This is a genomic window from Shewanella sp. HL-SH8 (genome assembly GCF_051165765.1).
Classification (GTDB): Bacteria; Pseudomonadota; Gammaproteobacteria; order Enterobacterales; family Shewanellaceae; genus Shewanella; species Shewanella glacialimarina.
On sequence record NZ_CP195039.1, the window covers coordinates 809986 to 836102 of the forward strand.

Below are 26117 nucleotides of genomic sequence, written 5' to 3' on the forward strand. Positions count from 1 at the left end.
CGGTGAGTATAAAACAAAAAAAGCCAGCAATGCTGGCTTTTTATTATTGGAATGATTAATCAATATCCAAAGGTTCTGGAGATAAAATCACCCCAGTGTTATCGGCATAAATATGGTCGCCAGGTAAGAAGGTCACACCGCCAAAGTTCACTGGCACTTCAACTTCGCCAATGCCATTACTATCGGCACCCACAGGAATAGAAGCAATCGCTTGAATACCAATATCTAGCTCTTCTAGCGCATCAACATCACGGACAGTACCGTAAATGATAATACCTTCCCAATTGTTGGCTACAGCAATTTCAGCAATACTAGCATCTAGTAGTGCACGGCGTAATGATCCGCCACCATCTACTAACAATACTTTTCCTTCGCCATCTTCCTGTAAGGCTTCAGCAATTAAACCGTTATCTTCAAAACATTTAATGGTGCTTATAGAGCCGCCGAAAGAGCTGCAACCACCATAATTACTGAACATAGGCTCGACAACGCCGACCACATCGATATACATGTCGCACAGTTCTGAGGTGTTGTATTCCATAGATAACTCCTAGTGGCTGCAATAGTTTCATTGCTCTGGATTAATTGCTATTAAAGGTAATAGTTAAGTGAATTATATGGGGTTTATTTTAAATTAAAAGCGTTATTCGTCACGACCTTGTTGCAAATCAAACTAGAATGATAATACTATATAAAAAACACAATGGTCTATTTTGAGAACAATGGGTGGTTTTGTAAGTAATTTACTTTCAAATTTAACTGTTTATCAATCAACTGTAGATCATGATCACTAAAATACGTTTATAAATTACTAACATACCTGGCAACTTGTTAACATATCAGTGGTTTTTAGGCATTGGTTTATTTTATTTATTTGCTTTAGGGGCATGGATCCCTCGTTACGCTTATGGATGGCAGAGAGCCTTAAAGAGGTTCTTATGGATAGTTCAAATATGGTTGAAATATTAGGTTACGTTGCTTCTGTTATGGTGGCGATTTCATTAATGATGAAAGATATCATTATGTTACGTTGGTTGAATTTCGTTGGTTGTGGTTTATTTGCTGCCTACGGTTATGCCATTGATGCTTGGCCCGTTGCTGGTATGAATGCGTTTGTTGCCGGTATTAATATTTATCACTTAGTGAAAATTTATCGCAACAAAGCACCAGAAACACAAGCTGCTTCAGCGTAAAAAAGCATCTTACTTCATTCACCCTTAGTTGTTATTTACACAATCAAGGGTGAATAGTAAGTGTTCTGGTCAGTCAGTGCTTGTCGCTGTTGCGTGACAAACATCAAACATCTCGCTTTCTGTTCTATTACTTCTATTTATTATATTTGCCTGTCATTTCAACTTCTCTTGCTGCGCGTTTAGTTTCTATTGTCATAAAAGCTTCGAATAAATGTCACTCCACATTCATTGGCGCAGATTAGTCTGCCAAAGTGGATTAAGTAAAAGTGGATTAAACATTAGCGCATGATGCGCGACAGGAGTGGCGATGAACCTGATTACAAAAGTTGATCAATATCTGTTTTATTCGATTATTCGTTTTACTCGTGAACAACAATTGTCACCAACTGCGTTAAAAATATCCGCAACGGGTGATGGCCATTGGTACGTTTATCTGTCTGTCGCGATATTGTTATCCCACAGCCAAGGCCAATCATTTTTCAACCTATTACTGCTCGGATTTTTAATTGAGCTACCACTATATTTAGTGCTTAAAAACGGCATACGACGCCAACGACCTTGTTATGCGTTAGTCGGTTTTAATTGCCATTTTGATCCATCAGATAAGTTCAGCTTACCTTCAGGACATACAGCGGGTGCTTTTGTGCTGGCAAGTGTTATTCATGTATATTTTCCGGTATTAGCGCCATTGGCTTACTTATGGGCAATAACAGTAGGCTTATCTCGTATCGCACTTGGGGTGCACTATCCATTAGATATCGTAGCAGGAATGGGGCTAGGTATTGGGTCAGTCATGCTAGCTGAAAACATTATATAAGGATTAAATAGCATGAAAATTCTTTACGGAGTTCAAGGCACTGGAAATGGTCATATTAGCCGTGCACGCGTGATGGCTAAGGCAATGAAAAATAAAGGAGTCGATGTCGATTTTCTGTTTAGCGGCAGACCCGCAGAACATTACTTCGATATGCAGGAGTTTGGTGATTACCGAGTGCGTAAGGGATTATCATTCGCAACAGATAATGGGCGCATTAATTTATTAAAAACCGCTCAAAAAACGGTAAGTCGTTCGATATTTAATGAAGTTAAACAATTGGATGTGCGCGGCTATGACTTAGTGTTAAACGACTTTGAGCCTGTTACCGCTTGGGCGGCAAAACAGCAGGGCGTTAAATCGATATCTATTAGCCACCAGGCAGCGTTACAGCATTCGGTGCCTAAGCAAGGTGGCAGTTGGTTAGATGAAGTCATTTTAAATCATTTTGCGCCGGTTGATATTGGATTAGGGTGCCATTGGCATCACTTCGGCTTTCCAATTTTGCCGCCATTTGTAGAGGTTTCTCCATCAGATATTCAATACGGTCATCAAATCTTAGTTTATTTACCGTTTGAAAGTGCCGATAGTATCGCTGAGTTTTTAGCCCCATTCGATGACTATCAATTCTATGTTTATCACAGCACCAAGCCAATTAAACCCTTACCTGAGCATATTCAATGGCATGGTTTTAGCCGAGACGGATTTAAACTGCATTTATCGCAATGTGGTGGCGTGATAGCGAATGCTGGGTTTGAATTAGCCAGTGAAGCGATGGCATTAGGTAAAAAGCTACTAGTTAAACCGCTAATCGGCCAATTTGAGCAGTCGGCTAATGTAGCAGCACTAGAATTGCTTGCCGCAGCGGATAGTATGCAAACGTTGGACAAGTCTAAATTAACGCGCTGGTTAAAGGCGCCGTCACCTAAAGCTATTCGTTACCCGCAGGTGGGGGATAAACTGGTTGACTGGCTTAAAACGGGAGAGTGGCAGCAGCCTCAACAGCTATGCGACCAACTTTGGGATCAAGTAGAGTTACCTGAAAATTGGCATAAAAGGCAGTAATAATAACTTCAGCGACATAAAATAAAAACCCATAATGAGTGTCATGGATTCGTGTATAAACTTTCAATTTTAACAATACTGGTTAACGGTGTCGTAATTAAGATTGAGAATGACGGCTATGAAGAATTTCTAATAACTCATCTTCAAATTCAAAACGTGATTCCATTGCCTGGGCAAGTTGTGCTAAGTCTTTATCCAGTTGGTAAAGGATATTTTCATCTTCAGATTCAGTATATTTATCATTAAAATCGAGAGCAGTGTCGGTACTTTCACTGATTTTAGGCAGCAAGTTCTGAGCAGTCGCTTTGCTGTCCTGGCCATGGGTAGCACATTCGCTCACTACTCGGTCATATACTTCAAAATGCCCTTCAGACACGTAATCTACAAGCTGCTCACAAAAATCCTTCACATCTTTGATGCTAGGTAGGCCTTTTTCTGCCTGTTTATTAGGTGAAAGTCCAACAAGGGTAAAGTATTTAACCAGCAATTTACGACGGTGAGTCAGCCATTGGTCGACTAATTTGTTAGCTCCGCCCCAACGTTGCTCAGCTTGTTCTAATTTTATAAGCATACTTGTATTCCTGACGTTCAACCGATCAATTACAACCACTGTATTGGACAAGTATGTAGTTGATCAACTGTTTTATGCTTTATTTATCAATGGACAAACCAGCTTTAATAAATTGCTAAAGAATTTAAAATAAAAAACCCAGTGATAGATAACTATCACTGGGTAAATAAGCATTTAAGGGCTCGATATATCGTGCTTCTTGATTGTTCTTGCTAGCGCGTACTTTTTATACCAAACACTCACCAATGGTGCAACTAATAATCTACTTTATGGAGTACTAACAATATTGTTGCTGTTTTTGTGAGCAAAGATTGAGGCGTTTTCAGATTTTTGAATACAGATTTAGTAATAGCTCACATAAATATCGCATAAGTGGTTACATTAATCGCGTAAGTGCTAAACTACCGACCTGCAAAATTCATAACTATCTAGGAAAATAGCCCCCATGGCAGAACTAAAGAATGATCGTTATTTACGTGCTTTATTAAAACAACCTGTAGACAGAACGCCAGTATGGATGATGCGTCAAGCAGGTCGTTATCTTCCAGAATATAAAGCCACTCGTGCTGAAGCCGGTGATTTTATGTCTCTTTGTAAGAACCAAGACTTAGCATGTGAAGTGACCTTACAGCCATTACGTCGCTATGATTTAGATGCCGCTATTTTGTTCTCTGACATTTTGACCATTCCTGATGCTATGGGTTTAGGTTTGTATTTTGAAACCGGTGAAGGTCCACGTTTTCAGCGTCCTACCGATACCATCGATGCCATCAAAAAGCTTGCTGTGCCAGATCCAGAAGATGAATTAGGCTATGTAATGCGTGCTGTAAAAACCATTCGTCGCGAATTAAACGGTGACGTACCGTTAATTGGTTTTTCGGGTTCACCTTGGACTTTAGCCACTTATATGGTTGAAGGCGGTTCAAGCAAGACCTTTGAAAAAATAAAGAAAATGGCATACGAAGAGCCAGCAACTTTACACATGTTGTTAGATAAACTAGCTGATTCAGTGATTTTATATCTCAACGCGCAAGTGGCCAACGGTGCTCAATCGTTAATGATTTTCGATTCATGGGGCGGTGCGTTATCTCACCATGCTTACCGTGAGTTCTCGTTACGTTATATGCAGAAAATCGTTGATGGGTTAACTCGCGAAGCTGAAGGCCGCACAGTACCAGTGACTTTATTCACTAAAGGCGGCGGTTTATGGTTAGAGGCAATGGCTGAAACCGGCTGTGATGCTCTAGGTTTAGATTGGACCGTAGATATTGGTGATGCACGTCGTCGCGTAGGGCACAAAGTGGCTTTACAAGGCAATATGGACCCATCAGTACTTTACGCTTCACCTGAGCGTATTCGTCAAGAAGTTGAGCAAATCTTAGCGTCTTACGGTGAAGGTAGTGGTCATGTATTTAACTTAGGCCATGGCATTCATCAACATGTTGATCCAGAACATGCGGGTGCATTTATTAAGTCAGTGACTGAGTTGTCGGGCAAATACCATAAGTAATTCAGCTATATTTAATAAGCAAAGCGAACCTTAGGGTTCGCTTTTTTTGAATTAAAAACTGACTATAAGTTTTTGGCCTTACCCCTTGATAGTCAACATCAACTTCATTGGATTCCTTCCTGCTAGGGCCATTGCTGAAAATCCCTAACGCTTTCGATGTGCTGTCCTTAACCCAAAGAAAGCTAGCTTGGCATCTATGCCAAGCTCACAGCATGTTCTCGATGGCCTCAATGTAAATGATGTCCGAATTGTTTAAAATATGACTGTTACATCTACTTCTTGTTGTTGTTCTTATTCTTATTTGTATATTTTATTGAAGTCGTCAATGAGGCTAAATCTCAGTAATGAAAATATCAGGTGTAAAAAAAGTGATTCAATAAAAAACCCAGCCTGGGCTGGGTCTGTTTTATTGACGAGTTCGATTAATTACATGAGCTGCTATAAAGATCCTCGGCCCACATTGGGTTATCGATGAAGGGGTTGCGGTTCAACTGCCATTCATACACACGGTTATTACGACGACGCTCCCAATCACTCACAGGATCTTGAATGTGCCAGCTAAGCAAGGTGCATAAATCACCCAATAGTGCCTCACCAGTACCAGTAACCCCTTTGGCTACAGTAAGGTTAGGTGTACCACTGTTATCGCCGCCTTCATAACGCACATCCATATAAAACACCATGCGCGCGACATCGCCTTTAACCATGTTTGCAGGCTCGAAACTATCCGCATCTGTTTTGTTATCTGGCGCTTCAGTTAATGGCGACCCACCTAAGGCAAAATCTTTATTACCACGACTGCTATTAACAGTCACATCGGCAGGACGCAAATGGTGTAAGTCGGTATAGGCATGTTGTCCGCTGCTAGGAAAACCATGGCTTTTAGCCCATACATGTTCACGATTCCACGCATCTAAAGAATTACTCATACCGGCACGGTTTGTTTTAGGCTCAGAGCGATTGGTATAGAGTAAAATCACATTGTTAGTGTTGCTTGGATCTTCATCTGCATAGTTAAGGCCATCCCATACTTGATCATAGGTAAAGCGGGTATGATCTCGAATGATAAGGTTTAGGCTCGCCTTTAATGCTGAACCTGTTTTACCACTAGCGTTAGCATAATAGGTATCGAAGGCATAATCACCTGGGTTTCCCGTACCGCCTCCCGAAGTGGCAGGAGTATAGTTAGCCACTAAGCTCGTAGCGCTAAAGCCTTGATAGGCTGTGATGTTGACAAAATAACGACCTGCTACTGCTGTAGCAATAGGGCATTCTTCATTATTACCAGTTAAGTATGGGCGACAATCAAATACGCTTGCCGTTGGCTCACTGCCCTGGCGCACATATAGATCCGCATCACCACTACCGCCACTCATTTTAAAACTAAGCCCAGTTGCCCCAGCTGGAATATCGGCGACAAACTTCAATGTTTGCCCTGTGCTGGCGCTTAGGCTTGTCTTGGCTTGGCCATTTTCGAGTAAGTTTTCCGTTGGTGCTGGCGGCGTGCCACAGCTAGTGGTTAAGCTGCCTACACCTGGATTGCCAGCATTGCTGCCCACACTCCAATCAGCTTGGCTTTTGGTGTTGGTACTGGTGCTGCGCACCAAAGACACGTTAGTGGCATTAAGTGTCCAACCACTTAAACCACCTTCCCAAGCGACGACATCAACTTCTTGAGTACCCTTGAGCAACTTAACGTAATCACCTGAGTTACCTAAAGATAAAGGCATAGGCGCAAAATCGGCTTGGCGGGAGAACAGGCTGTTAAAACCCGCAGCGTTTTTGGCTATCGTAAAGTATTGCCCCGACGCCAACGTGCCGCTTAATGCTAAACTTGCGCCATTGTCGCTGATGCTATATTGGCTTAAGTCGATACTGCTGCAGCTTGCGTTGTAGAGCTCGACAAATTCTTCAAGGCTATCATTATTGGGTGCATCGTAGAGCACTTCGCTTATCATCAGATTGGCACTGGCATTGAATGCTAGGCCTGCGAGTGCCAGTGTTACTGCTGTTTTTAGTGCTATAGTGGATTTAATCATCAACATAACTCTCTTTAATATTTATTATTGAGGACTTTCATGGCAGTTTTTCATGGAAATTTTCAATAATGATTTCCTTAGAAAACACCACGAAAGTCCGACCCCATTCAAATCCATTTGAGTTTTGTTAAAGCGGCTGGAGTATGACATAAAATTAGTTACGTATATGTGACCAAATTGTTATTTATAAAAAAGAATATGGCGATATATGGGATCTCTCTGTGGACATTAAGCATGGTCATTCCTATGGGTTGATCTTAAAATCCTTTTATCGTTTGTTGCTCATCCCACTCAAAACATATCTTATCCTTAGAATGTGGTTATGAATTAGCTATGCCGATCCAGTCCATATCCGATGTGTTGAGTCATTTGACTGAGAATAATATTGCCTTCTATCAGGTAGTTGGTGGTGATAAGATAAAAGATGCATGGTGTTAATATCACGCATTGTACATTTTGAGTTATTTTTGCCTTTTATGAGGGCGCAATATTTGCACATCAAGGACGTGGCACATATGAAACTGAGTTATTTTAAGCTGTTATCCATTCTGGTTTTATCGTTTGAGGTTAACGCAGCCAGTTATGATTGTGCTGGTAAATTAAATTTAACTGAGCAGGCAATTTGCTCAAGCAAAGCGTTAAATTTATTAGATGAGCAATTATCTCAATATTATTCAGCACAGTTAGCAGTATTACAAAATGCTGAAAAATCTGACTTGATCAATAATCAACAAAAATGGATAAGAAAAAGAAATCATAATTGCCAGGCGAATGTAGATTGTTTAGTCGTTGTTTATTCTGCAAGAATTGAGCAGTTAAGTTTTACACCTGAGAGAATCGAGGCTACCAACACCACATTCACCCATCTGCCTAAAGTTGATAGCTTTGAAGTTGAAAAAAAATGCGATTTTTCAAACCTTACCTTTCCTGAAAATGTAGCGGTTTATGCTGGTGGCGCTTACAGCGGCTATAAAACCAATTATCAGACTGATGAAAGTGGTCATATGACAACGGTTTTTGATGTTGCGATAAACTCTCCCAATGTACCAGTTGCGCTAATTTTAGGTGCTTATGAACCTTCGGTATGGAATATCAAGTGGACAAAAAACACTAAAATAACAGCGGTTTACGCTATGGGGTACCATAAGCAAGTCGTTGCGGGATTACCAAACGATACTCCTGTTGTTATGAGTAGTTCTCGTGAAAGGCCCAATTGCCGTGATAGTTTTTATATCAGCGCTAAAACTCTGGATAAAATAAACCCTCTTTCAATGAAACTTTTTAATAAGAAAGTATCATTAGTCACTTTTGCTAAAAGCGGTAAACTTGGATTTGGTGATGCTTTTAATCAAAGAACCGAATTTTTTACTAATGCAGCCAATACTTTACACAACCATGTCGATCAGTCATTACCGTTAGCAGGAAAAGCGGGAATAGATGAATTGTTGGCAAGGGGCGATATAAGAAACTACAACAATAAAGATATTGAAAAGTGGGTTAAGTTAAAGTCGAATCAGCTTAATGAAGACTTGCCTCCTGTTTCTGGAATAGATATTTCATCAAGATACAAGCCAAAACATATCGGTGTTGGTTATGTTATTCTCAAAAAAATAACGATTCCGGCGGGCTTATTTGGCGGTAATCGGGTCACATTTTTTTTGAATGAGAATGTTCCCTATCCCGAGGGAAGTCTTGGTCACAGTGATTTATACGATTTTAATACTCTTAAATGCCATGGGTCATTATGTAATATCTGATTATATAATCGTTCAACATCATCAAACCTTATTATGTTTATGTTTTATATTGTTTTTATCATTTTAGTTGTCTGGCATTTTGGCAACTAAAAAAAACAATATGTGCGACTCCTTAATAAAAGACTTTATGGACTTAAACCAAAAGAGTAAAAGTGAAGTTGATGGTAAGTAGAACATCTAATCAGTGCATTATTATTTCAACAATGTGTGCCGTGTTTAGTTAGCAGTTGGCATGCAATAGCGACAGTAAAAGAATGTTATAACCAGAGACTACGATTTAATAATCATCTTTTAATCAATTCACGAGTGTGTTGATTCAGTCCGTATAGGGACGCTTGCATCAGCGATGCTTAAGTAACTTAGCTTTGCATCACCAGTTCTATCTTAAATTCACTGCCGACACCGGGCTGGCTTTCTACTTCAATTTTACACTTCAATAACCCCAACAGCTGACGCACAATGGCCAGTCCTACGCCTAGCTGAGGTAGCGCTTGGTTGTTATCGAAGCTTCGCTGGTGTTGTTGTGGAGTATCCGTTTGGCTAAGTGACAATTGTCTTAGGGCTTCTACTTCATGTTGGTGCATGCCTGAGCCGGTGTCTTTTACGGCTAACCATTGTTGGTTTTTACCCTGGCTAAAGTCTTGTTGTGTAAGAATAGTGATTTCGCCTCCCGACGGAGTGTAGCGTAAGGCATTATCAATTAGATTGTTGAGTATGCGTCGCATCAATTGTGGGTCGGTTAAAATTGAGGTGGCGTTAATATGCTTAAAATTTAATATTACGCCGAGTTTTTTCGCTCTTGGGGTAAAGGTTTGTTCTATTCCATTGAGGAGTTCTGTTAACTCAACTTGTTGAAGTTGAGCATGAATTTGGCCATTTTCTAGTGCAGCTAATTCTAATAACTGGGCTAATAACTGTTGTAAGGTTTGTCCTGAATTTGCCGCGTATTGAATTAAGGCTTGATCACGGTCCGCTTCAGGCAAAATTAACCAGGTATCGATATAGCCCAATAATGCGGTGAGTGGGGTTTTTAAGTCATGGGACAGGTGCAGTAAAAAGTCATGTTTTGCCTGCTGTTGACGTTTGACCTGTTGTTGCTGTTGCTGAATGTCTTGCAGCAACTGATTAATGTGTTCGCTGAGTTGAGCTATCTCTAAACTGCCTCTATAGCGATCTGGCAAGGTGAGCTTTTCGGTAATGGGTAAGGTTTTTAACTTAGTTAAATCCTGGGCTAATTTATGGATCGGGCGGGTAAAATAATGCAATAAAATCACAAATAACAATAGGGCGAATATTACCCAAAAACCTATGGTTGCACCCCATATTTTTGGTTGGTTTTCGGCATTAATTAATGCTTGCCAGCTGTCGTACTCTTCTCCGCCAATAATCACATATAAATAACCACTGTGCAGACCTTGGGCATTGACTAACTTACTGGCTGAGAAAATCTTTTTGGTTTGTTGCGAACGCGGATCTGTGCCTAAAATCGGCAGATTTTTTCCTGCTAAAAACTGCTTAATAATACCAGTGTCCACTCGATGTGTTTTAATTTTTTCTTCTTTGGCATCATAGGCTATCACTTTGCCATCTGGATCTAAGGTGTAAATTTCAAAGCTGGGTCCGAGCAACATAAAATCATGAAAAGCTTCTTTTAATGCGGCATCAGAGGTAATCCCCTGTGATAACAAAGGATTAATATGTGCCATATGTTCAGCCAACTCTTGATGTAGAGACTGCTGTATTTGATTGCGACTGAATTCGTGGTTTAGTTGTAGCCATTGCCATAATGCGACAAATAGCAGCAATACAATCATTGTAGCGACTAAAAATAATCGATTAAATAGGCGATTCATTAGTGAGCATGTGCCTCTGGTGGCGAGAATTTATAGCCCACACCCCACACGGTTTTGACTAAGTCGTGTTCTGAGTAGCGGGACAATTTGTTGCGTAAACGATTAATATGGCTATTTACTGTGTGCTCGTAACCACTATAGTTGTAGCCCCACACCGCTTCTAATAACTGTAAACGGCTGAACACTTGTAGTGGATGTTGAGCAAGAAAAAGTAATAAATCGAACTCGCGTGCGGTTAACTCTAAAGCATTATTAAATGCTAATACTTCACGTGTGCTGGCATTAATACTGACACCATTAAAATCAAGTTGCTGCTGATGGTTATGCAGAATTTGTCCACGTCTTAAATGCGCTTTAACTCTGGCGCGCAGTTCTAGCACGCTGAAGGGTTTTACAAGGTAGTCATCGGCGCCCGCTTCAAGCCCCAGTACTATGTCAGCTTCAGAATCTTTGGCGGTCAATAACATAATTGGCACCTGTTTTTGCGCTTGTCTCAGTTGCTGGCATAGCATAATGCCGTCGCCGTCTGGTAGCATTCTGTCCATTAAAATCAGATCGAGCTTTTTATGTTCGATGATCTGCATGGCTTGCTTCAATGTCGTGGCATGGTCGACGCTATAGTTAAGGGCCTTGAGGTTCAGAATAATTAATTTAGCCAAGTCTTGTTCGTCTTCTACCAGCAAAATATGTTGCGGACTAACATGACCGTTATGTTTGGTGTTTCCATTCATGGTAACTTCCTCAAAGCAAATCCAGTAATTGCATTAATACCTAGACCTGCTTTAAGGATAATAAATTTCAATCTGTTTAAAACTTATTCAATCAACCAGTGGTGTAGCGGTTACTGGGTACGCATAATGGTTACTGCAAGCACTGGGTTGTCAAAACGATGTGAAGGCAGAAGGACTGAGTCAGCTAAACCATCATATTGGCTGATAACGCCTGGATGAATATGCACAAAATCGACATCATCACGTGCAGTGTTAAACCCTTCACCTCCGTCAGCTGGGCCAGGCATAGTGCCTTTTGCTTCGCTGTTGGCTTCAGTACCCGCATCATAAGCCATGTATTTCATCATTTGTGGCATATCAACTTCCATACTTGCAATGTGGTAACTATTGACCCCGGTAAAGGCGTCATTAGTATTCACTAGCATTGTGGCTAAGCTGATATTGGCAACATTGGCTTGTGCTAATGTGAGGGTAAGTGTTTCACTCATCCCCGGCATTAACATACCCGTACCGTTGACACTGCTATCAATGACTTCAAGGGCTGCTATATCTGCAGTGTCGCCACCTTCGGCCATTTTTTCGATAGCAAGGCTGGCCATTTCGCCCGCTTGCCATAAACTGGCTTCGGCATTATGCGCGGCTAAAATGACCGGTGACATAGGCTGATTTGCCGTTAGGTTAGTCACAGTGACAGTAAATGTTTGCATTACCGGCTCAGGTTCAACCGGTGGCACCACAACATTGTCATCGTCACTACAGGCGGTGAGTAATGTCGCGGCAACAAATAAGCTCAGTAAGCTGGGTTTAAGTTTAATGTCGGTGGTTTTCATGTGTTACCTCCTTATTTTACTGTGACCACAACTTTGGCTACAGGGTTTAACCAGCGGTGAATACGGCTGTCTAAATCACTTGCGCCTCCAGCGGGATCTGTGTCACCTAAAACACCTGGGTGAGTGTGCACATACATATTGTCAGCACCGTCCATTACACCAGTCCCATTTGCGCCACCATTACCACCCGGTGCTGCAGGAATACCCGGTACGCCTGACATCCCACCGCCGTTTATGATTTCATCATTTGCTTCAGTGCCTGCATCATAGGCATTAACATAAACAGTATATGTTCCTGCTTCAGTTGGAATTTTCCAGCTGTCTAAACCAATAAATGCATCGTTGGTTGGCAGCACCATTGCGACGATAGAAAGGTGGGTGTTATCACCTGTATCTAGCATCACATCTTTAATGCTGGCTCCCGCGGCAAGTAACCCCATGGCTGGGTTAGCTAAGGTGACGCCATTTGCGCCAGTTACCGCAGTATTAAGATCGCTAATATCGCCACCTTCTGCCATTTTTTGTAACGCAGGCGTGGCCATTTCTCCGGCGTGAAATAAATGACTGTCGCTGTTGTGAGCGGCTATTAACAATGGGGTAAAGTGATTACCATGGGTAAGGTTGGTGACACTGACTTCAATGTCTGCGGCTTGGGTTGATAAACTCAATAAACCTGCTGCTAGAAGGCTAGCGCTAACTAATGTACGTTTCATAACCGAGCTCCTTTTGTTTAATTGCAGCTAGTATTACAAATGGATATCACCGGGTTATCGCTAAATTATCACAAAAGTTTAACATCGTTAGCTTTGTGTGTTTTTGATGTGCTAAATTGAGCTTAAACGTGCCATTTCAATGTTTAAAATAATAAAAATAAAAGCATAAAAAATATGATTAGAATATTACAAAAAGATGATTTTAAAGCAGTATTAGTATTAGGTGAGCAAGTGCATGGTCAGGGTTATATGGATATGGACGAACTGACAGCCATTTATCACAAAGGCATAAAAAATGGCATTAATGCTAACTTTGTTGCCATTGAAAACGATGAATTACTGGGTTTTCGATTAACCTATGCCGCAGGTAAATGGCAACAGGATCAATGGTGTACTGTAGCGTTGTGGGGCGTTAACTTTGATGATGTGTGTTACTTTAAATCCAATACTATTGCTGAACATGGCCGAGGTAAAGGATTAGGGGGACAACTTTTACAAGCCTCTAAAGAAGCGGTTATCGCACAGGGCGCTAAAGCTGGCGTGAGTCATTTGTGGCAACAAAGCCCCAATAATGCTGCGGTACGATATTTTACCAAAGCCGGTGGGAAATTGATTAAACAGCATCCTCAACGCTGGCACCAACGGCATATGGGAGAGGATTATATCTGTGTACTTTGCGGCGTTGATTGTCACTGTGTCGCATGTGAAATGTTGTTAATTTTTTAAGGGATTAAGCGATGAAAACAGCCACGCAAACATCGTCTGAAACACGCTCTACAACCATTACCACAGCACCAGAAGAGCTCAAGTTACTTAAACTCGAGTTAGACAAACTCGAGTTAGAAAAGCTGAAACTGTCAAAAATCGTGCTTTATTTACAATTTATTCAGTTACTTATTTTTATTCCTTTAGGTGTCGTATTGCTGGTTTTACTGACGCGTCATTGGGATCAAATTTTACAGTTATTAGGCTAACCCAATGCAACTTTATGATCCCCTTGTTAATTCCACTCCAAAACAGCAACCCCAGCCTAATAGCTATTGGGCAAGTACGGTTCAATTACCCCAGCCAGGTACCGCACTAAAAGGTTCTCATCAAACTGATGTGGCTATTATTGGCGGCGGCTACACTGGATTATTAACCGCTTATTATCTAGCGACTGAATTTAATATTGATTGTCACGTGTTGGAAGCTAATCAGGTTGGCTTTGGTGCCAGTGCTCGTAATGCGGGATTTGTTTTAAAAGGTTCTGGTAGATTGGGCTATAGCGCCATGGCACAGCGTTGGAATATTGATACCGCCAAAGGTATTTATGGTGAGTTTACCGAGGCGGTTGAGCGGGTATCAGGATTAATTAAACAGCATCAAATTAGCTGTGATGTGCAGGACACGGGTTACTTAAAAGTCGCCCATAACCCAAAAGCGCTCGCACAACTGCAAGCCGCGGCAGGGTTCATTCAACAACATTTTGGTGATGGGGCTGAGTTTATTGACCGTAACACTTTTTGTGATCAGTACATGAATCACCAGCAAGCTTATGGTGCATTAAGGCTAAATGATGGTTTTGGGATTAACCCATTAAAATTATTACTGGGTTATAAACAAATGGTACAGCAAGCCAAAGTGTCTATATCAGAGCAATCTTGCGTGCTTGAATGGCAGCAGGAGGGCGGAAAACATCGCTTAATAACCGAGTCAGGTGAGCTTACTGCCAACAAGGTGATTTGTGCCGGTAATGCTTATACGCCAAAACAATTCTCGCCAATTATCGATAATAAATATTTGCCAATACTCAGTAATGTCATTGTGACTGAGCCACTTACCGCCGATGAATTACAACAAGCGGGTATTTATACTTCGCAAGTCACCATGGATACTCGCATATTAAAATATTACTACCGCTTACTGCCTGATAACCGCTTGTTGTTTGGTGGCCGCGGCGCGGTATGGGGCAAAGACGGTGCTAACCCTGTGTATGGTCAAAGGCTAAAAATGGCCTTAGATAAATGCTTTCCTGCATTAAAACACAAAGCAATTGCCTATAACTGGACCGGCTGGATAGCTGCATCGTTTGATGATATGCCACATGTATTTGCACAAAGTGGAGTGGGTTATAGCCTAGGTTATTGTGGTGCTGGAGTGTCTTTTAGCAGCCAAGCGGCTTATCGATTGGCGCAAAGTATGGCGGGTGTTGCACCGCCTAATTTGCCTTTATATCGTCAGCCGTTACCTGCGCAGCCTGTATCTATACTACCTTTTGGCCAGTTAAAGCGTTTAGGTCAATGGGGTTATTATCATTATGGCTGGATGAAAGACCGCTTTGGCTAAAGCGGTCTTCTATTGTTAAATCGAATTAGCCTACAACGGTACCGTCACTCACTAAGCGCTCATCTAGCGGTTCAATTTTGAAATTGAAATAAGCATATGATGCACTAATTAAGGGGCAAACTAAGTTAAAGAATGCATAGGGTAGATAAGCCACTGTCGCGACACCTAAGGTACTGGCCATAAAGGCACCACAGGTATTCCAAGGAACAAGCGGGCTAGTGACAGTGGCAGAATCTTCAAGGGCGCGACTTAAATTAACTGCAGCAAGTTTTCTGTTGGTATATTCCATTTTTAGCATTCTACCGGGCAACACAATCGCAATGTACTGGTCGGCAGTGATCACGTTGGCGCCAATACACACGCCGAGAGTAGTAATGATCAAACTAGAGGTGCCAGTCACTAGGGTTAAAATACTTTGCAAAATACGGCCAAGTAAGCCAGTAACTTCCATCACGCCACCAAAGGCCATGGCACACAGGATCAGCCAGACAGTCGTCACCATGCTGCTCATACCGCCACGGCTTAATAAGTTATCTAATACCGCATCGCCGGTATTGGCTACATAGCCGTCAAACATAGCGATCCAAATACCTTTAACTAACGCCAGCAGCGGCGGTATTGCATCATCGTGCACATAGGCTAATACATTATCAAATTGAAATATTGCCGCGCATACTGCGCCAGCAAGTGTGCCTAAAATAACCGTAGGGAAGGCAGGCATTTTACGGTTAGCTAAATACAACACCACTAAAAGGGGGATCAATAAGTGGAACCCCGGATTAAAGGTGCGTTCAAGTAAGGCTAAGCTATCAGCTAATTGATTTTCTACTGGGGTGGCTTCAGCGGTTAAGCCTAAAAAGGTAAAGCCTATCAGTGCAATTGTAATACTGGGAACCGTGGTCCAGGTCATATGTTTAATGTGGCTGAAAATATCGGTTCCGGCTACAGCTGGTGCCAAGTTGGTGGTATCAGACATTGGCGACATCTTGTCACCAAAGTAAGCACCACTGATAATTGCGCCCGCGGTGATATTAACATCTAACCCCATGGCCGATGAGATACCAATAAGCGCAATACCTAAGGTACCGGCTACCGTCCAAGAGCTACCAATACTTAATGCAACAATTGCACACAATACACAACATGCACTGTAGAAATATTGTGGATTAAGAATTTGCATACCGTAATAAATCATTGTCGGCACTGTACCGGCTAAAATCCAGGTACCGATCAGCGAGCCTACACTAAATAAAATAAGTAATGCCCCGGTCGCGACCCCAATACTTTTAACTATGCCACGCTCCATTTGATTCCAGCTGTAGCCATTTTTATAGCCAATCACCATGGCAATACAGGCTGCTAATACCAAGGCGATTTGGTTGGCCCCCGATGAGCTATCAGACGAGAAAAGATATACCGCAGCGGCTAGCATCAAAATTAATGCCACGATCGGAATAAGCGCATCAAGCAAGCTAGGTTGCTTAGGTTGTGAAGGTGTCGTTTGAGACATGGAGATCCTTGTTTATTATTTTTATTTTGTGTCGTTTTCATTATCGAGTTGCTATCGCAACAGTCAATATAAGCGTACGGGATAGTCCCAAACTACAGTTGTTATTAATTTGTAACGGCTGGCTATCGTTACATAGAAATGATAGTTAAGTCGAGCCTTGCTTTGTTTGAAACCCTTGGCTGAGAAGGTGTTGAAGCCTTCAAGGTGACTAAATGTTTAGCTTGGTTAACTCAATATGCGCAATAGCGGCTTGTGGCTTGCTTAAATATGCATGATGGGCTTATTTTTTATGAGGAGAATATCTTAATTAAGATTAATGCAGCTTTAAGCGCATTTAATAGTTTGACTAACCACATCTTGAGTTGATAGAAAGCATTAATATCAACTCTTTTAAAATGATTTTACTGATCAGATAAATCATTTGTTCGTCTCTTTGGGATATGCAATTATGTTTTCGTGTTATAAACATATAGCCCATAGGGTATCAAAGGAATGTTGATGAAGTCTAAAATGTGTGTCTGTCTACTAGTAGTGTTTTTTTTATCAGCCTGCAGTGCAATTGTCAGTCAAAATACCGGTAAACAAACACAATCCAGCAGTCTGATGGATTTTTTATATCCGGATGAAAAAAGTCGTGCTGAACATCAACCTGAAATTCCTATTCTAAAATTACCGGTAAAAGTGGGTATCGCGTTTGTGCCGTCTAAAAATTGGGGCGCTGACGGTATTCACAGCAAAGATCAAATCGAGTTACTTGAAAAAGTAAAACAGGCGTTTCTTCAATATGATTATATTGGCCACATTGAAGTCATCCCTAGCACTTACTTAAAGCAGGGCCAAGGGTTTGATACTTTAGAGCAGATATCAAGACTATATGATGTCGACGTTATGGCGTTAGTGTCTTATGATCAAGTGACACAATCAATCGAGAATAACGCCGCACTTTTGTATTGGACCATAGTGGGCATGTACGTTATTCCGGGTAATGAAAACGCGATACAAACATTTGTTGATACCGCCGTTTTTGATATTAAAAGTAAAAAAATGTTGTTCAGAGCGCCTGGGGTTAGCAAGCTTGAAAAAAGAACCACCGCGATTGGCATTGATGATACCTTAGCCGAAAAATCACTTGAAGGGTTTGGTATCGCCGTCGATGATATGACGACTAATCTAGATGCGGAATTAGCTCGATTTAAGACTCGAGTAAAAGAAGATAAAGTGGCTACAGTTGAACATAGAGAAGGCTACAGCGGTGGCGGTTCAATGGGTTTTTATTGGGTACTGCTAATGAGTATCGCATGGCTTAGACGAGCCAGAAAAATGAACTCTTGATCATCTACTATTCCAAGTCGAAATAAAAAATAGCTTCCAAAGCTGCCTGATTATATAGACCCTACAACTAAAAAATCCCTGTGATGCTTTAATTAGCCACCATCACAGGGATTTTTTATGTCACATAAAAACTAACTTATTATGCTTTACCTTGCTCGCGCGCAATGGCACGGTAAGCAATATCGGTGCGGAAGTAAACGTCATCCCAATGGATGGTATTGACCAATCCATAAGCGGCTTTTTGCGCTTCAGTAACCGTATTACCTAATGCTGTAGCACATAGCACTCGGCCACCATTTGTGACCACATGACCGTCTTTCATTTCAGTGCCAGCATGGAATACCTTGGCATTGTTATCGCCAAGTGATAAACCATCAATCACATCATGCTTACGATACGCATCTGGGTAACCGCCAGCGGCTAACACAACACCTACAGCAGGACGTGAATCAAACTCAGCGGTAACAGTATCTAACTCGCCACGAGTTGCTGCTAAACACAGTTCAACGATATCAGATTGCAGACGCATCATGATTGGCTGAGTCTCTGGGTCACCAAAACGGCAGTTGTACTCAAGTACCTTTGCACTACCGTCAGGTGAAATCATCAAGCCCGCGTAAAGAAATCCAGTGTAAACGTTACCTTCAGCGGCCATGCCATCTACCGTTGGGCGAATAACATTAGCGATGGTCCAGTCATGAACTGCCTGAGTCACAACAGGTGCCGGTGAGTATGCACCCATGCCGCCTGTATTTGGACCGTAGTCTCCATTGTCGCGAGCTTTGTGGTCCTGGCTGGTGGCCATGGCTAGAATGTTTTTGCCATCAACCATAACGATAAAGCTGGCTTCTTCACCCTTTAAAAATTCTTCGATAACAACGCGTGAACCCGCTTCGCCAAATTTATTACCAGATAACATATCGTCAATGGCTGCATCAGCTTCAACCTGGCTAGCAGCAATAATCACGCCTTTACCTGCGGCTAAACCATCGGCTTTAATCACCACAGGGAAACCTGTTTTAGCGGTTAACTCTGCCGCGTAAGCTTTGGCTGGCTCAATTTCAGTGAAGTTTGAATAATCAGCTGTTGGAATGTTATGACGCGCTAAAAAGTCTTTAGTAAAGGCTTTTGATGACTCAAGCTGAGCAGCACCCTGTGTTGGGCCAAATATAGGTAAACCGGCAGCGTTAAACGCATCAACCACACCTAATGATAAAGGCACTTCTGGGCCAACAATGGTGAGTTCAATCTTGTTGTCCTGGGCAAATTTCACTAACTCTGAAATGGCCTCAACCTTGATTGCTACGTTTTCTAGTTTTGGCTCTAGTGATGTGCCCGCATTACCTGGCGCAACAAAAACTTTTTCAACTTGAGCAGACTGAGCCGCTTTCCAAGCTAGAGCATGTTCACGACCGCCGCCACCAATTACAAGTACTTGCATCTCGATTCATTCCTCTAAGTAGTAAAAATATATGATTCTTTAAACGAAAAAAGCAGCCAAACAAGGCTGCTCTATTCTAGTGCCGATTAATGGCGGAAGTGACGCATGCCAGTAAATACCATGGCGATATTGTGTTCATCCGCAGCGGCAATAATTTCTTCATCGCGAATTGAACCACCCGGTTGAATAATACAGCTGATACCTGCAGCAGCTGCAGCGTCGATACCATCGCGGAATGGGAAAAATGCATCAGATGCCATTACAGAACCTTCAACCACTAAACCTTCATCAGCAGCTTTAATGCCGGCAACTTTAGCTGAGTAAACGCGGCTCATTTGACCTGCGCCAACACCGATTGTCATGCCATCTTTGGCATAAACAATCGCATTTGATTTGACAAACTTAGCCACTTTCCAGCAGAACATTAAGTCGGTTAATTGCTCTGCTGTTGGTTGACGTTTTGATACCACTTTAACGTCTTCAACATTGACCATGCCCTGGTCGCGGTCTTGAACCAATAAACCACCATTAACACGCTTAAAGTCTTGAGTGGTGGTTTTAGTGTTCCACTCACCACATTCTAATAAACGTACGTTAGCTTTAGCCGCAACAATATCACGCGCAGCCTGGCTGACTTTAGGTGCAATAATCACTTCAACAAATTGACGGTCAACAATCGCTTTGGCCGTGTCTGCATCTAATTCCTGGTTAAAGGCAATAATGCCACCAAAGGCAGAGGTTGGATCTGTTTTGAATGCGCGCTCGTAAGCTTCTAAAATAGTACTACCTAATGCTACACCACAAGGATTAGCATGCTTAACAATCACACATGCAGGGCCTTCAAATTCTTTTACACATTCAAGTGCTGCGTCAGTATCGGCGATGTTGTTATAAGATAATGCCTTACCTTGAAGTTGAGTTGCACTGGCAACAGATGCTTCATCAATGTGCGTATCCACATAAAACGCCGCTTTTTGATGACTGTTTTCACCGTAGCGTAAGTCTTGTTTTTTGATCAACTGAGTGTTGAATGTACGTGGAAAGCTTGAATCGTCATGGCACTCATCTTTGCTATGAGCAGGCACCATAGTGCCGAAGTAGTTAGCTATCATGCCATCGTATGCCGCAGTGTGTTCAAATGCGGCTATGGCTAGGTCAAAACGGGTTTCAAGCGTAGTGCTACCATTGTTAGCTTGCATTTCAGCAATCACGCGAGCGTAATCTTTAGCGTTAACCACTATGGTAGTGTCTTTGTGGTTTTTAGCCGTAGAGCGCACCATTGTTGGGCCGCCGATATCGATATTTTCAACGGCATCAGCCAATGTACAACCTGCTTTTGCCACAGTTTCAGCAAACGGATACAGATTAACGGCGACTAAATCGATAGGCTTGATACCATTTTGTTCCATCACGATCTCATCAATACCACGACGAGCTAAAATGCCGCCATGCACTTTAGGATGCAATGTTTTGACACGACCATCCATGATCTCAGGGTGACCTGTGTAATCAGAAACTTCCATGACAGGGATATTGTTATCGGCCAGCAATTTTGCTGTGCCACCGGTAGATAACAGTTCAACACCTTGGGCATGCAAAGCTTGTGCAAATTCAAGGATTCCAGTTTTATCTGAAACGCTTAGTAGCGCGCGACGAATTGGTCTGACAGTATTCATGTAGGTACAGGGTCCACTATTAAATTTCAAGGATCTTTCGCAAAGCAGATTCGGGTTGTTAAATGGTGTTTACACCCAAAAGTGAATCTGTTTTGCCAAAGTTCCTCGGGGCATTATTTGAACAAAATGTGCAGCTATTTATGATTATTATTATCTGTGCCGCCAGAGCGCGCATATTTTACCGTAAACAATAGGGCTTGAGTGTTTTTTCTGCGTGATTTCACAATATTGAAATCCGAACAACACCAGAGAAAATAAATGACCAGAAAACCCTTGACCTTGGATTAAACTCTAAGGTTTATACTTGAGCCATATTCAAAGTTTGCTTAGGGCAACAACGGGACGATTATGTATCGAATAGGTGAGTTAGCGAGTCAGTGTGATATCAAGGCTGACACCTTACGCTTTTATGAAAAACACGGTCTGCTAGCACCATCAAGCCGATCTGAATCAGGTTATCGTTTATATAATAATGATGATGCCGCTAGATTACGTTTTATTTTACGCGCTAAAGCTGTTGGTTTTACCTTAAATGAGATATCAGAGCTGTTGTCTATTGAACTTGATAAAGCCAACTGGGCCTGTGCTGACGTGAAGGGTATGGTGGATAACAAACTTGAGCATGTTGAAGCTAAAATTGCCGAGTTAACCCAGTTTGCTAATTCCTTACAAAGCTTATCAAATGCCTGTTGTGGTGGCCCCGATAGCGCCGAGCATTGCAGTATTTTAGAGGCGCTTGAATCTGAAGATAAGCAGCTAAATGCCAGAAATGAAACGGCACATAAAGCGCATCAACATGGTTAGTCTTTATTGATTCTGCTTGTTCGCAGGTATAAACACCTTGATGGAAGCTTGTTAGTTATATATTGCCATAAGCGGCTTTAACCGATAGCCGCTGGAGAAATCACTATGTTATTTGATAATTTTATTCAGTTATTTTTAGAGTCGGCACCCTGGCTGCTGCTTGGACTCATTCTGGCTGGCTTGTTAAAAGTCTTTGTTCCTATGGAGTGGATGCAAAAGCAGTTAGGTGGTCATGGTTTTAAAACCGTGCTAAAAGCGGCCTTGCTAGGTGCGCCATTGCCTTTATGTTCATGTGGGGTTATTCCTGCTGCTGTTGGCTTGCGTCTGCTCAGGTGCATCAAAAGCCGCGACAACCTCCTTTTTAGTTTCAACGCCTGAAACCGGTGTTGATTCCGTGACAGTGTCTTACGTGTTACTCGGCCCTTTCATGGCCATAGTACGTCCAATTGCGGCAATCACCAGCGCCATTGTTGCAGGCTTGTTGGTCGGGCGAGATGACGATGATGGAAAGCCTGATGATAAAGCTAGCCATAAAGCTGTGGAAAAGACTGCGGCTGTGATAGCAGAAAAATCCAGCAGTTGTTGTGCAAGTCAGTCAGCTAAACCTAAAGCGATAACAACGATGAGCTTTAAGCCTGTCGATCCCGCTAGCTCGTTGATTAAGCACGCTTTGGTTGAAAGTCAGTCGTTTAAAGCTGATTCATTTAAGGTTGTTGCTGATAAATCAGTGGATAATCTTGGTCAGGTAAAATCGTGTTGTAGTTCAACCTCCGCCGAAAAAACACCGCAAAAGTCCAGCTGTTGCAGCAAAGCTTCAGCGTCGTCTGCGCAAATAACCGCTCCGGTCAAATCCGATATTGCAGCATCGACGAAAGCCAGTTGTTGCAGCACCAAATCGGCTAACCAAGCAAATGTGACTCCTAAAGCGAGTGACCCCTCTGAAAGTTGTTGTGCTTCAACCGATGATATGGCGACTGCGTTAAAGCAAAACTCAATTTTAAGCCGAGTGGGCTCAGGTTTGCACTATGCAGCGACCGATCTCGTGCGTGACACCACCCTATGGTTATTGGTGGGTTTGTTCTTTGCCGCTTTAGTACAAACCTTTGTACCCGGTGATTTTTTGGCAAAATGGGGTGATGGTATTCTAGCTATGTTAGTGATGGTGCTGGTGTCTGTGCCTATGTACATATGTGCAACCGCTTCAACGCCAATAGCTGCGGGGCTGTTATTAGCAGGGGTGTCGCCGGGTGCGGTGCTGGTGTTTATGATGGCAGGACCTGCTACTAATATTGCCACATTAGGTGTGGTCAGTAAGGAGTTAGGCAAGCGTGCATTGTTAGGTTATCTTGGTGGAGTCATCGGTGTGGCGTTAATTTCTGGCATGGTTGTGAATTACTTAGTGGCGACCTTTGGATTTGAGGTGATACCGCAAATTGGACCAGAACATCAGTTATTACCACAAGGTGTTGTGGCAATATCGGGCATTGTGTTAGCCATTTTAATGGCAAAAGTATTATGGGATAAGCTGCCTAAAAAACAAAAAGATCAAAGCTGTTGCTCGTAATGCAGCGTTAAATGCCATCAAATGATATTAATGATGGTCTAAGATAAAAAGGCCGCAAAGGCCTTTTTTATTGAGATTTGTCACGCTTATTGGCCAAATATCTGATTTAACTTTTCAGCTAATCGAATACCAGCCTGCTGTAATCTAAGTTCAATTAAAGGTAAATTGGCTGTTTCATAATCGGACCCTAACTCGTATTCTGCTGCTGAATTGACCTCTAATCGATAAACATTGACCCGTAAGGCTGTAGACTCATCAGCCCATTGATAGTAGTTTTTTCCCGTCCAGTCATGCTTTTGTTCTGGGGTGATATGACTCAAAAAGCGCGTATATTGATTAGCGTTAAGTTGCTGGTGGGCTAATAGTTTACTGTCCCATACCGAATGTAAATTACTGTTTTTACCAAACCATTTCAATTTCACGCCGTTACCACCCTGATCATGACGATATCCTACATGCAAAGGTTGGTGTAGGTCACCGACAAAATGGACATAAAAGGCGAGCGCTTGCCATTGCTTCTTAATTGTTGTGTTCGAGTTAGAGAGTACTTTTTCAAAACCTTCTAGACTGCGTAAAATATCACCGTTTGGATTACGTTTAACATTGCTCCAACTTTCATTCTCATCAATGGATATATAATGCCAAGAGGCACTATGTCTCCAATGAGTGCTGGATCGTATTTCATCTGCCCAAGTCGATATTTGTGCTAAGGATTTCCCCTGAGTCAATTGACGGATATTTTTAGCCGCGTGATCAGTTAAATTGTCTTCGGCTATATGAGCGATAATTTGATGACCTAATCTGCCAAATGCCACAGCAGGATGACTGCTGAATATGCACAAGACTAAACTAATGCAGAGCAAGGATGTTATCCAGTTCATTAAATTCCTTTTCTTGTTATTGATGTAAATTGCTTCCTAACCTCAAGCCAAAAGAGAAAACGGCACTCTTATATGACATGCTCTCATCGTGAGTTTTGGGCGATAACAGCAGTAGTCGTTAACGCAATGCTGTAATCTGTTAATGCTATATATTGGTTTATAGAATGGTATTGTGCAAAATAACAGCGAAAAAGGCGTTTTACAGAAGCTTGCTTGACTTGTATTTTGACGTTGCGAATTTGTGTGAGAAATGATTGAAAGAGGCACAAACAAAAATACCGAGCTATGCTCGGTATTTCTTATGGTTATCACTTAAAAATAAATTTTATTTAGCCTTAGAAACGATACCTGATGAAGGTGCGTTTTTTGATTGCTTAACTGCACGTTTTTCTTTTAATGACAGTAATGGCTGCTTTTTGGATTCTTTAGAATTATTGCGCTCTTTACTCATGTTGTGCTCCAAAAAAGTATGATAGAAAATGACGAATTCATTTATTAACGGTTATGCTGTTTTTGTGCTTAACCTAGTTAGTAAAAGTAGCGTAGCACTAATTCGTTTAGTTTCATCTAGGGCCAATATATAATATTTTCATCTAGGATTAGCGTAATTTATGCTATCACTTTGGCATATAAAGTGCCGTGTTGGCACTTGAGATATTAGCGTGTTAAGTAATGTTACAATATGGTCAAATTAGAGAGAGTATAAAGGAGTGGAAAGTGATTTCACGTAGCCTGAGGTTTGAACAGTTAACACGAGATGAACTCTACGAAATAATGAAACTGCGAGTTGATGTGTTTGTGGTTGAGCAAAAGTGTCCATATCCTGAATTGGACGAGAAAGATCGACATTCACAAACCCAGCACATGGTAATACAGGACCGAGACGGACATTTAGTTGCCTATTGTCGTATTTTGCCTCCAGGATTAAGTTACCCGCAAGCCAGTATTGGACGGGTTGTTGTTGCATCTAGTCACCGCGGCCAGGGCTTAGCAGAGTCATTAATGCAACAGGCATTACCAAAAGTATTGGCGTATTGGCCCAATGCTGGGGTGCAAATTGGCGCACAGGAACATCTACAAAAATTTTATCAGCGCCTTGGTTTTATTAGCCATTCCGAGGTTTATTTAGAAGATGGAATCCCCCATATTGATATGCTTTACCAATTTTAAAGGAAATTTTAATGTCTGATTATGTAATCAATAACACCCAGTTAGTATGTGTAGCACAATTTGTCGCCCAAACAGGTAAGCGAGATGCACTAGTGGCGGCGTTGGCTGCATTAATTCCTGACACGCGTAAAGAGCTAGGTTGTATTCGCTATGAATTAAACATTAGCTTAGATGATGACAATAAAGTGGCTTTTGTGGAAAAGTTTGTCGACCGGGCAGCATTTGACCAACATTGCGAAAAAGAGGCTATTCAGTATTATTTTCATAAAGTAATGCCTGAGTTAGTCGAATCGCACCATGTTGAAGTATTTAATCAGGTTATTGTGTAATAGATT

General features: G+C 41.8%; 24 protein-coding genes and 1 pseudogene. 13 read left to right on the plus strand and 12 right to left on the minus strand.

What is annotated here, in order from left to right:
• Window positions 1-55: 55 nt before the first annotated feature.
• Complete coding sequence (rraA, locus tag ACRWQN_RS03645; protein WP_434939808.1) at window positions 56-541, minus strand: ribonuclease E activity regulator RraA; 486 nt, start codon at window positions 539-541, stop codon at window positions 56-58.
• Between the two features lie 397 nt (window positions 542-938).
• On the opposite strand from rraA, the gene ACRWQN_RS03650 reads away from it, so the two are divergent.
• From ACRWQN_RS03650 to ACRWQN_RS03660, 3 genes are all read left to right on the plus strand, one after another.
• Window positions 939-1193, plus strand: a complete 255-nt coding sequence (locus tag ACRWQN_RS03650) for a uroporphyrinogen decarboxylase (RefSeq protein ID WP_226411540.1) — start codon at window positions 939-941, stop codon at window positions 1191-1193.
• Between the two features lie 307 nt (window positions 1194-1500).
• Window positions 1501-2010 carry a phosphatase PAP2 family protein gene (locus tag ACRWQN_RS03655; protein ID WP_434939809.1) on the plus strand — a complete coding sequence of 170 codons (510 nt, stop codon included), beginning with the start codon at window positions 1501-1503 and terminating at the stop codon, window positions 2008-2010.
• Window positions 2011-2022: 12 nt separating this feature from the next.
• Window positions 2023-3072: an MJ1255/VC2487 family glycosyltransferase gene (locus ACRWQN_RS03660; protein ID WP_434939810.1), complete on the plus strand. Its 1050-nt coding sequence runs from the start codon at window positions 2023-2025 to the stop codon at window positions 3070-3072.
• A 97-nt stretch (window positions 3073-3169) separates the two neighbouring features.
• Here the strand turns inward: ACRWQN_RS03660 and rsd are convergent, their stop codons facing one another.
• The gene (rsd, locus tag ACRWQN_RS03665; protein ID WP_434928057.1) at window positions 3170-3643 is read right to left on the minus strand and encodes a sigma D regulator; all 474 of its coding nucleotides are present in this window, start codon (window positions 3641-3643) and stop codon (window positions 3170-3172) included.
• A gap of 445 nt (window positions 3644-4088) precedes the next feature.
• Between rsd and hemE the strand changes: the two genes are divergently transcribed.
• Complete coding sequence (hemE, locus tag ACRWQN_RS03670) at window positions 4089-5153, plus strand: uroporphyrinogen decarboxylase (protein ID WP_434939811.1); 1065 nt, start codon at window positions 4089-4091, stop codon at window positions 5151-5153.
• A gap of 422 nt (window positions 5154-5575) precedes the next feature.
• Here the strand turns inward: hemE and ACRWQN_RS03675 are convergent, their stop codons facing one another.
• Window positions 5576-7198 carry an endonuclease gene (locus ACRWQN_RS03675; protein ID WP_434939812.1) on the minus strand — a complete coding sequence of 541 codons (1623 nt, stop codon included), beginning with the start codon at window positions 7196-7198 and terminating at the stop codon, window positions 5576-5578.
• A 509-nt stretch (window positions 7199-7707) separates the two neighbouring features.
• Here ACRWQN_RS03675 and ACRWQN_RS03680 point away from each other — a divergent pair.
• On the plus strand, window positions 7708-8949 hold the full coding sequence (locus tag ACRWQN_RS03680; protein ID WP_434939813.1) for a lysozyme inhibitor LprI family protein: 1242 nt from the start codon (window positions 7708-7710) through the stop codon (window positions 8947-8949).
• A gap of 359 nt (window positions 8950-9308) precedes the next feature.
• On the opposite strand, the gene ACRWQN_RS03685 is transcribed toward ACRWQN_RS03680, so the two are convergent.
• The 4 genes from ACRWQN_RS03685 to ACRWQN_RS03700 all read right to left on the minus strand — a co-directional run bounded on the left by ACRWQN_RS03685 (window position 9309) and on the right by ACRWQN_RS03700 (window position 13076).
• Complete coding sequence (locus ACRWQN_RS03685) at window positions 9309-10802, minus strand: sensor histidine kinase (protein WP_434939814.1); 1494 nt, start codon at window positions 10800-10802, stop codon at window positions 9309-9311.
• Window positions 10802-11533: a response regulator transcription factor gene (locus ACRWQN_RS03690; RefSeq protein ID WP_434939815.1), complete on the minus strand. Its 732-nt coding sequence runs from the start codon at window positions 11531-11533 to the stop codon at window positions 10802-10804. Before ACRWQN_RS03690 ends, ACRWQN_RS03685 begins: the two co-directional genes overlap by 1 nt.
• Before the next feature lie 110 nt (window positions 11534-11643).
• Window positions 11644-12363, minus strand: a complete 720-nt coding sequence (locus ACRWQN_RS03695; protein WP_434939816.1) for a spondin domain-containing protein — start codon at window positions 12361-12363, stop codon at window positions 11644-11646.
• A gap of 11 nt (window positions 12364-12374) precedes the next feature.
• Entirely contained in the window at window positions 12375-13076 is a 702-nt protein-coding gene (locus ACRWQN_RS03700) for a spondin domain-containing protein (protein WP_434939817.1), read from the minus strand.
• Between the two features lie 174 nt (window positions 13077-13250).
• On the opposite strand from ACRWQN_RS03700, the gene ACRWQN_RS03705 reads away from it, so the two are divergent.
• The 3 genes from ACRWQN_RS03705 to ACRWQN_RS03715 are packed head-to-tail and all read left to right on the plus strand — an operon-like array spanning window position 13251 to window position 15404.
• Entirely contained in the window at window positions 13251-13802 is a 552-nt protein-coding gene (locus ACRWQN_RS03705; protein WP_434928067.1) for a GNAT family N-acetyltransferase, read from the plus strand.
• 11 nt (window positions 13803-13813) lie between these two features.
• On the plus strand, window positions 13814-14050 hold the full coding sequence (locus ACRWQN_RS03710; RefSeq protein ID WP_434939818.1) for a hypothetical protein: 237 nt from the start codon (window positions 13814-13816) through the stop codon (window positions 14048-14050).
• Window positions 14051-14054: 4 nt separating this feature from the next.
• The gene (locus tag ACRWQN_RS03715; RefSeq protein ID WP_434939819.1) at window positions 14055-15404 is read left to right on the plus strand and encodes an NAD(P)/FAD-dependent oxidoreductase; all 1350 of its coding nucleotides are present in this window, start codon (window positions 14055-14057) and stop codon (window positions 15402-15404) included.
• 25 nt (window positions 15405-15429) lie between these two features.
• Here ACRWQN_RS03715 and nhaC read toward each other — a convergent pair whose 3' ends face one another.
• Window positions 15430-16914 (minus strand): Na+/H+ antiporter NhaC, encoded by a 1485-nt coding sequence (nhaC, locus tag ACRWQN_RS03720; RefSeq protein ID WP_434928070.1) that lies wholly within the window; start codon window positions 16912-16914, stop codon window positions 15430-15432.
• A gap of 498 nt (window positions 16915-17412) precedes the next feature.
• On the opposite strand from nhaC, the gene rhlP reads away from it, so the two are divergent.
• Window positions 17413-18246: a rhombotarget lipoprotein gene (gene rhlP / locus ACRWQN_RS03725; RefSeq protein ID WP_434939820.1), complete on the plus strand. Its 834-nt coding sequence runs from the start codon at window positions 17413-17415 to the stop codon at window positions 18244-18246.
• 139 nt (window positions 18247-18385) lie between these two features.
• Here the strand turns inward: rhlP and purD are convergent, their stop codons facing one another.
• Together purD and purH are read right to left on the minus strand one after the other, a co-directional pair.
• Window positions 18386-19687, minus strand: a complete 1302-nt coding sequence (gene purD / locus ACRWQN_RS03730) for a phosphoribosylamine--glycine ligase (RefSeq protein WP_434939821.1) — start codon at window positions 19685-19687, stop codon at window positions 18386-18388.
• 86 nt (window positions 19688-19773) lie between these two features.
• Window positions 19774-21363: a bifunctional phosphoribosylaminoimidazolecarboxamide formyltransferase/IMP cyclohydrolase gene (gene purH / locus ACRWQN_RS03735; RefSeq protein ID WP_434939822.1), complete on the minus strand. Its 1590-nt coding sequence runs from the start codon at window positions 21361-21363 to the stop codon at window positions 19774-19776.
• A 348-nt stretch (window positions 21364-21711) separates the two neighbouring features.
• On the opposite strand from purH, the gene zntR reads away from it, so the two are divergent.
• The gene (gene zntR / locus ACRWQN_RS03740) at window positions 21712-22167 is read left to right on the plus strand and encodes a Zn(2+)-responsive transcriptional regulator (protein WP_226411498.1); all 456 of its coding nucleotides are present in this window, start codon (window positions 21712-21714) and stop codon (window positions 22165-22167) included.
• A 105-nt stretch (window positions 22168-22272) separates the two neighbouring features.
• A pseudogene (locus ACRWQN_RS03745) lies at window positions 22273-23731 on the plus strand (SO_0444 family Cu/Zn efflux transporter).
• Between the two features lie 86 nt (window positions 23732-23817).
• Here ACRWQN_RS03745 and ACRWQN_RS03750 read toward each other — a convergent pair.
• Both ACRWQN_RS03750 and ACRWQN_RS03755 read right to left on the minus strand, forming a co-directional pair.
• On the minus strand, window positions 23818-24612 hold the full coding sequence (locus ACRWQN_RS03750) for a S1/P1 nuclease (RefSeq protein WP_434939823.1): 795 nt from the start codon (window positions 24610-24612) through the stop codon (window positions 23818-23820).
• A 325-nt stretch (window positions 24613-24937) separates the two neighbouring features.
• On the minus strand, window positions 24938-25063 hold the full coding sequence (locus tag ACRWQN_RS03755; protein ID WP_264177950.1) for a hypothetical protein: 126 nt from the start codon (window positions 25061-25063) through the stop codon (window positions 24938-24940).
• A 221-nt stretch (window positions 25064-25284) separates the two neighbouring features.
• Here ACRWQN_RS03755 and ACRWQN_RS03760 point away from each other — a divergent pair, with 221 nt between their 5' ends.
• Window positions 25285-25782 (plus strand): GNAT family N-acetyltransferase, encoded by a 498-nt coding sequence (locus ACRWQN_RS03760; protein WP_434928081.1) that lies wholly within the window; start codon window positions 25285-25287, stop codon window positions 25780-25782.
• Window positions 25783-25793: 11 nt separating this feature from the next.
• Window positions 25794-26111 (plus strand): putative quinol monooxygenase, encoded by a 318-nt coding sequence (locus ACRWQN_RS03765; RefSeq protein WP_434939824.1) that lies wholly within the window; start codon window positions 25794-25796, stop codon window positions 26109-26111.
• The last annotated feature ends 6 nt before the right edge of the window (window positions 26112-26117 follow it).

Excerpts from the sequence above, each read along its gene's own strand:
- rraA (WP_434939808.1), bottom strand. The coding sequence starts at position 541 with ATGGAATACAACACCTCAGAACTGTGCGACATGTATATCGATGTGGTC.
- ACRWQN_RS03650 (WP_226411540.1), top strand. The coding sequence starts at position 939 with ATGGATAGTTCAAATATGGTTGAAATATTAGGTTACGTTGCTTCTGTT.
- ACRWQN_RS03655 (WP_434939809.1), top strand. The coding sequence starts at position 1,501 with ATGAACCTGATTACAAAAGTTGATCAATATCTGTTTTATTCGATTATT.
- ACRWQN_RS03660 (WP_434939810.1), top strand. The coding sequence starts at position 2,023 with ATGAAAATTCTTTACGGAGTTCAAGGCACTGGAAATGGTCATATTAGC.
- rsd (WP_434928057.1), bottom strand. The coding sequence starts at position 3,643 with ATGCTTATAAAATTAGAACAAGCTGAGCAACGTTGGGGCGGAGCTAAC.
- hemE (WP_434939811.1), top strand. The coding sequence starts at position 4,089 with ATGGCAGAACTAAAGAATGATCGTTATTTACGTGCTTTATTAAAACAA.
- ACRWQN_RS03675 (WP_434939812.1), bottom strand. The coding sequence starts at position 7,198 with ATGTTGATGATTAAATCCACTATAGCACTAAAAACAGCAGTAACACTG.
- ACRWQN_RS03680 (WP_434939813.1), top strand. The coding sequence starts at position 7,708 with ATGAAACTGAGTTATTTTAAGCTGTTATCCATTCTGGTTTTATCGTTT.
- ACRWQN_RS03685 (WP_434939814.1), bottom strand. The coding sequence starts at position 10,802 with ATGAATCGCCTATTTAATCGATTATTTTTAGTCGCTACAATGATTGTA.
- ACRWQN_RS03690 (WP_434939815.1), bottom strand. The coding sequence starts at position 11,533 with ATGAATGGAAACACCAAACATAACGGTCATGTTAGTCCGCAACATATT.
- ACRWQN_RS03695 (WP_434939816.1), bottom strand. The coding sequence starts at position 12,363 with ATGAAAACCACCGACATTAAACTTAAACCCAGCTTACTGAGCTTATTT.
- ACRWQN_RS03700 (WP_434939817.1), bottom strand. The coding sequence starts at position 13,076 with ATGAAACGTACATTAGTTAGCGCTAGCCTTCTAGCAGCAGGTTTATTG.
- ACRWQN_RS03705 (WP_434928067.1), top strand. The coding sequence starts at position 13,251 with ATGATTAGAATATTACAAAAAGATGATTTTAAAGCAGTATTAGTATTA.
- ACRWQN_RS03710 (WP_434939818.1), top strand. The coding sequence starts at position 13,814 with ATGAAAACAGCCACGCAAACATCGTCTGAAACACGCTCTACAACCATT.
- ACRWQN_RS03715 (WP_434939819.1), top strand. The coding sequence starts at position 14,055 with ATGCAACTTTATGATCCCCTTGTTAATTCCACTCCAAAACAGCAACCC.
- nhaC (WP_434928070.1), bottom strand. The coding sequence starts at position 16,914 with ATGTCTCAAACGACACCTTCACAACCTAAGCAACCTAGCTTGCTTGAT.
- rhlP (WP_434939820.1), top strand. The coding sequence starts at position 17,413 with ATGAAGTCTAAAATGTGTGTCTGTCTACTAGTAGTGTTTTTTTTATCA.
- purD (WP_434939821.1), bottom strand. The coding sequence starts at position 19,687 with ATGCAAGTACTTGTAATTGGTGGCGGCGGTCGTGAACATGCTCTAGCT.
- purH (WP_434939822.1), bottom strand. The coding sequence starts at position 21,363 with ATGAATACTGTCAGACCAATTCGTCGCGCGCTACTAAGCGTTTCAGAT.
- zntR (WP_226411498.1), top strand. The coding sequence starts at position 21,712 with ATGTATCGAATAGGTGAGTTAGCGAGTCAGTGTGATATCAAGGCTGAC.
- ACRWQN_RS03750 (WP_434939823.1), bottom strand. The coding sequence starts at position 24,612 with ATGAACTGGATAACATCCTTGCTCTGCATTAGTTTAGTCTTGTGCATA.
- ACRWQN_RS03755 (WP_264177950.1), bottom strand. The coding sequence starts at position 25,063 with ATGAGTAAAGAGCGCAATAATTCTAAAGAATCCAAAAAGCAGCCATTA.
- ACRWQN_RS03760 (WP_434928081.1), top strand. The coding sequence starts at position 25,285 with ATGTTACAATATGGTCAAATTAGAGAGAGTATAAAGGAGTGGAAAGTG.
- ACRWQN_RS03765 (WP_434939824.1), top strand. The coding sequence starts at position 25,794 with ATGTCTGATTATGTAATCAATAACACCCAGTTAGTATGTGTAGCACAA.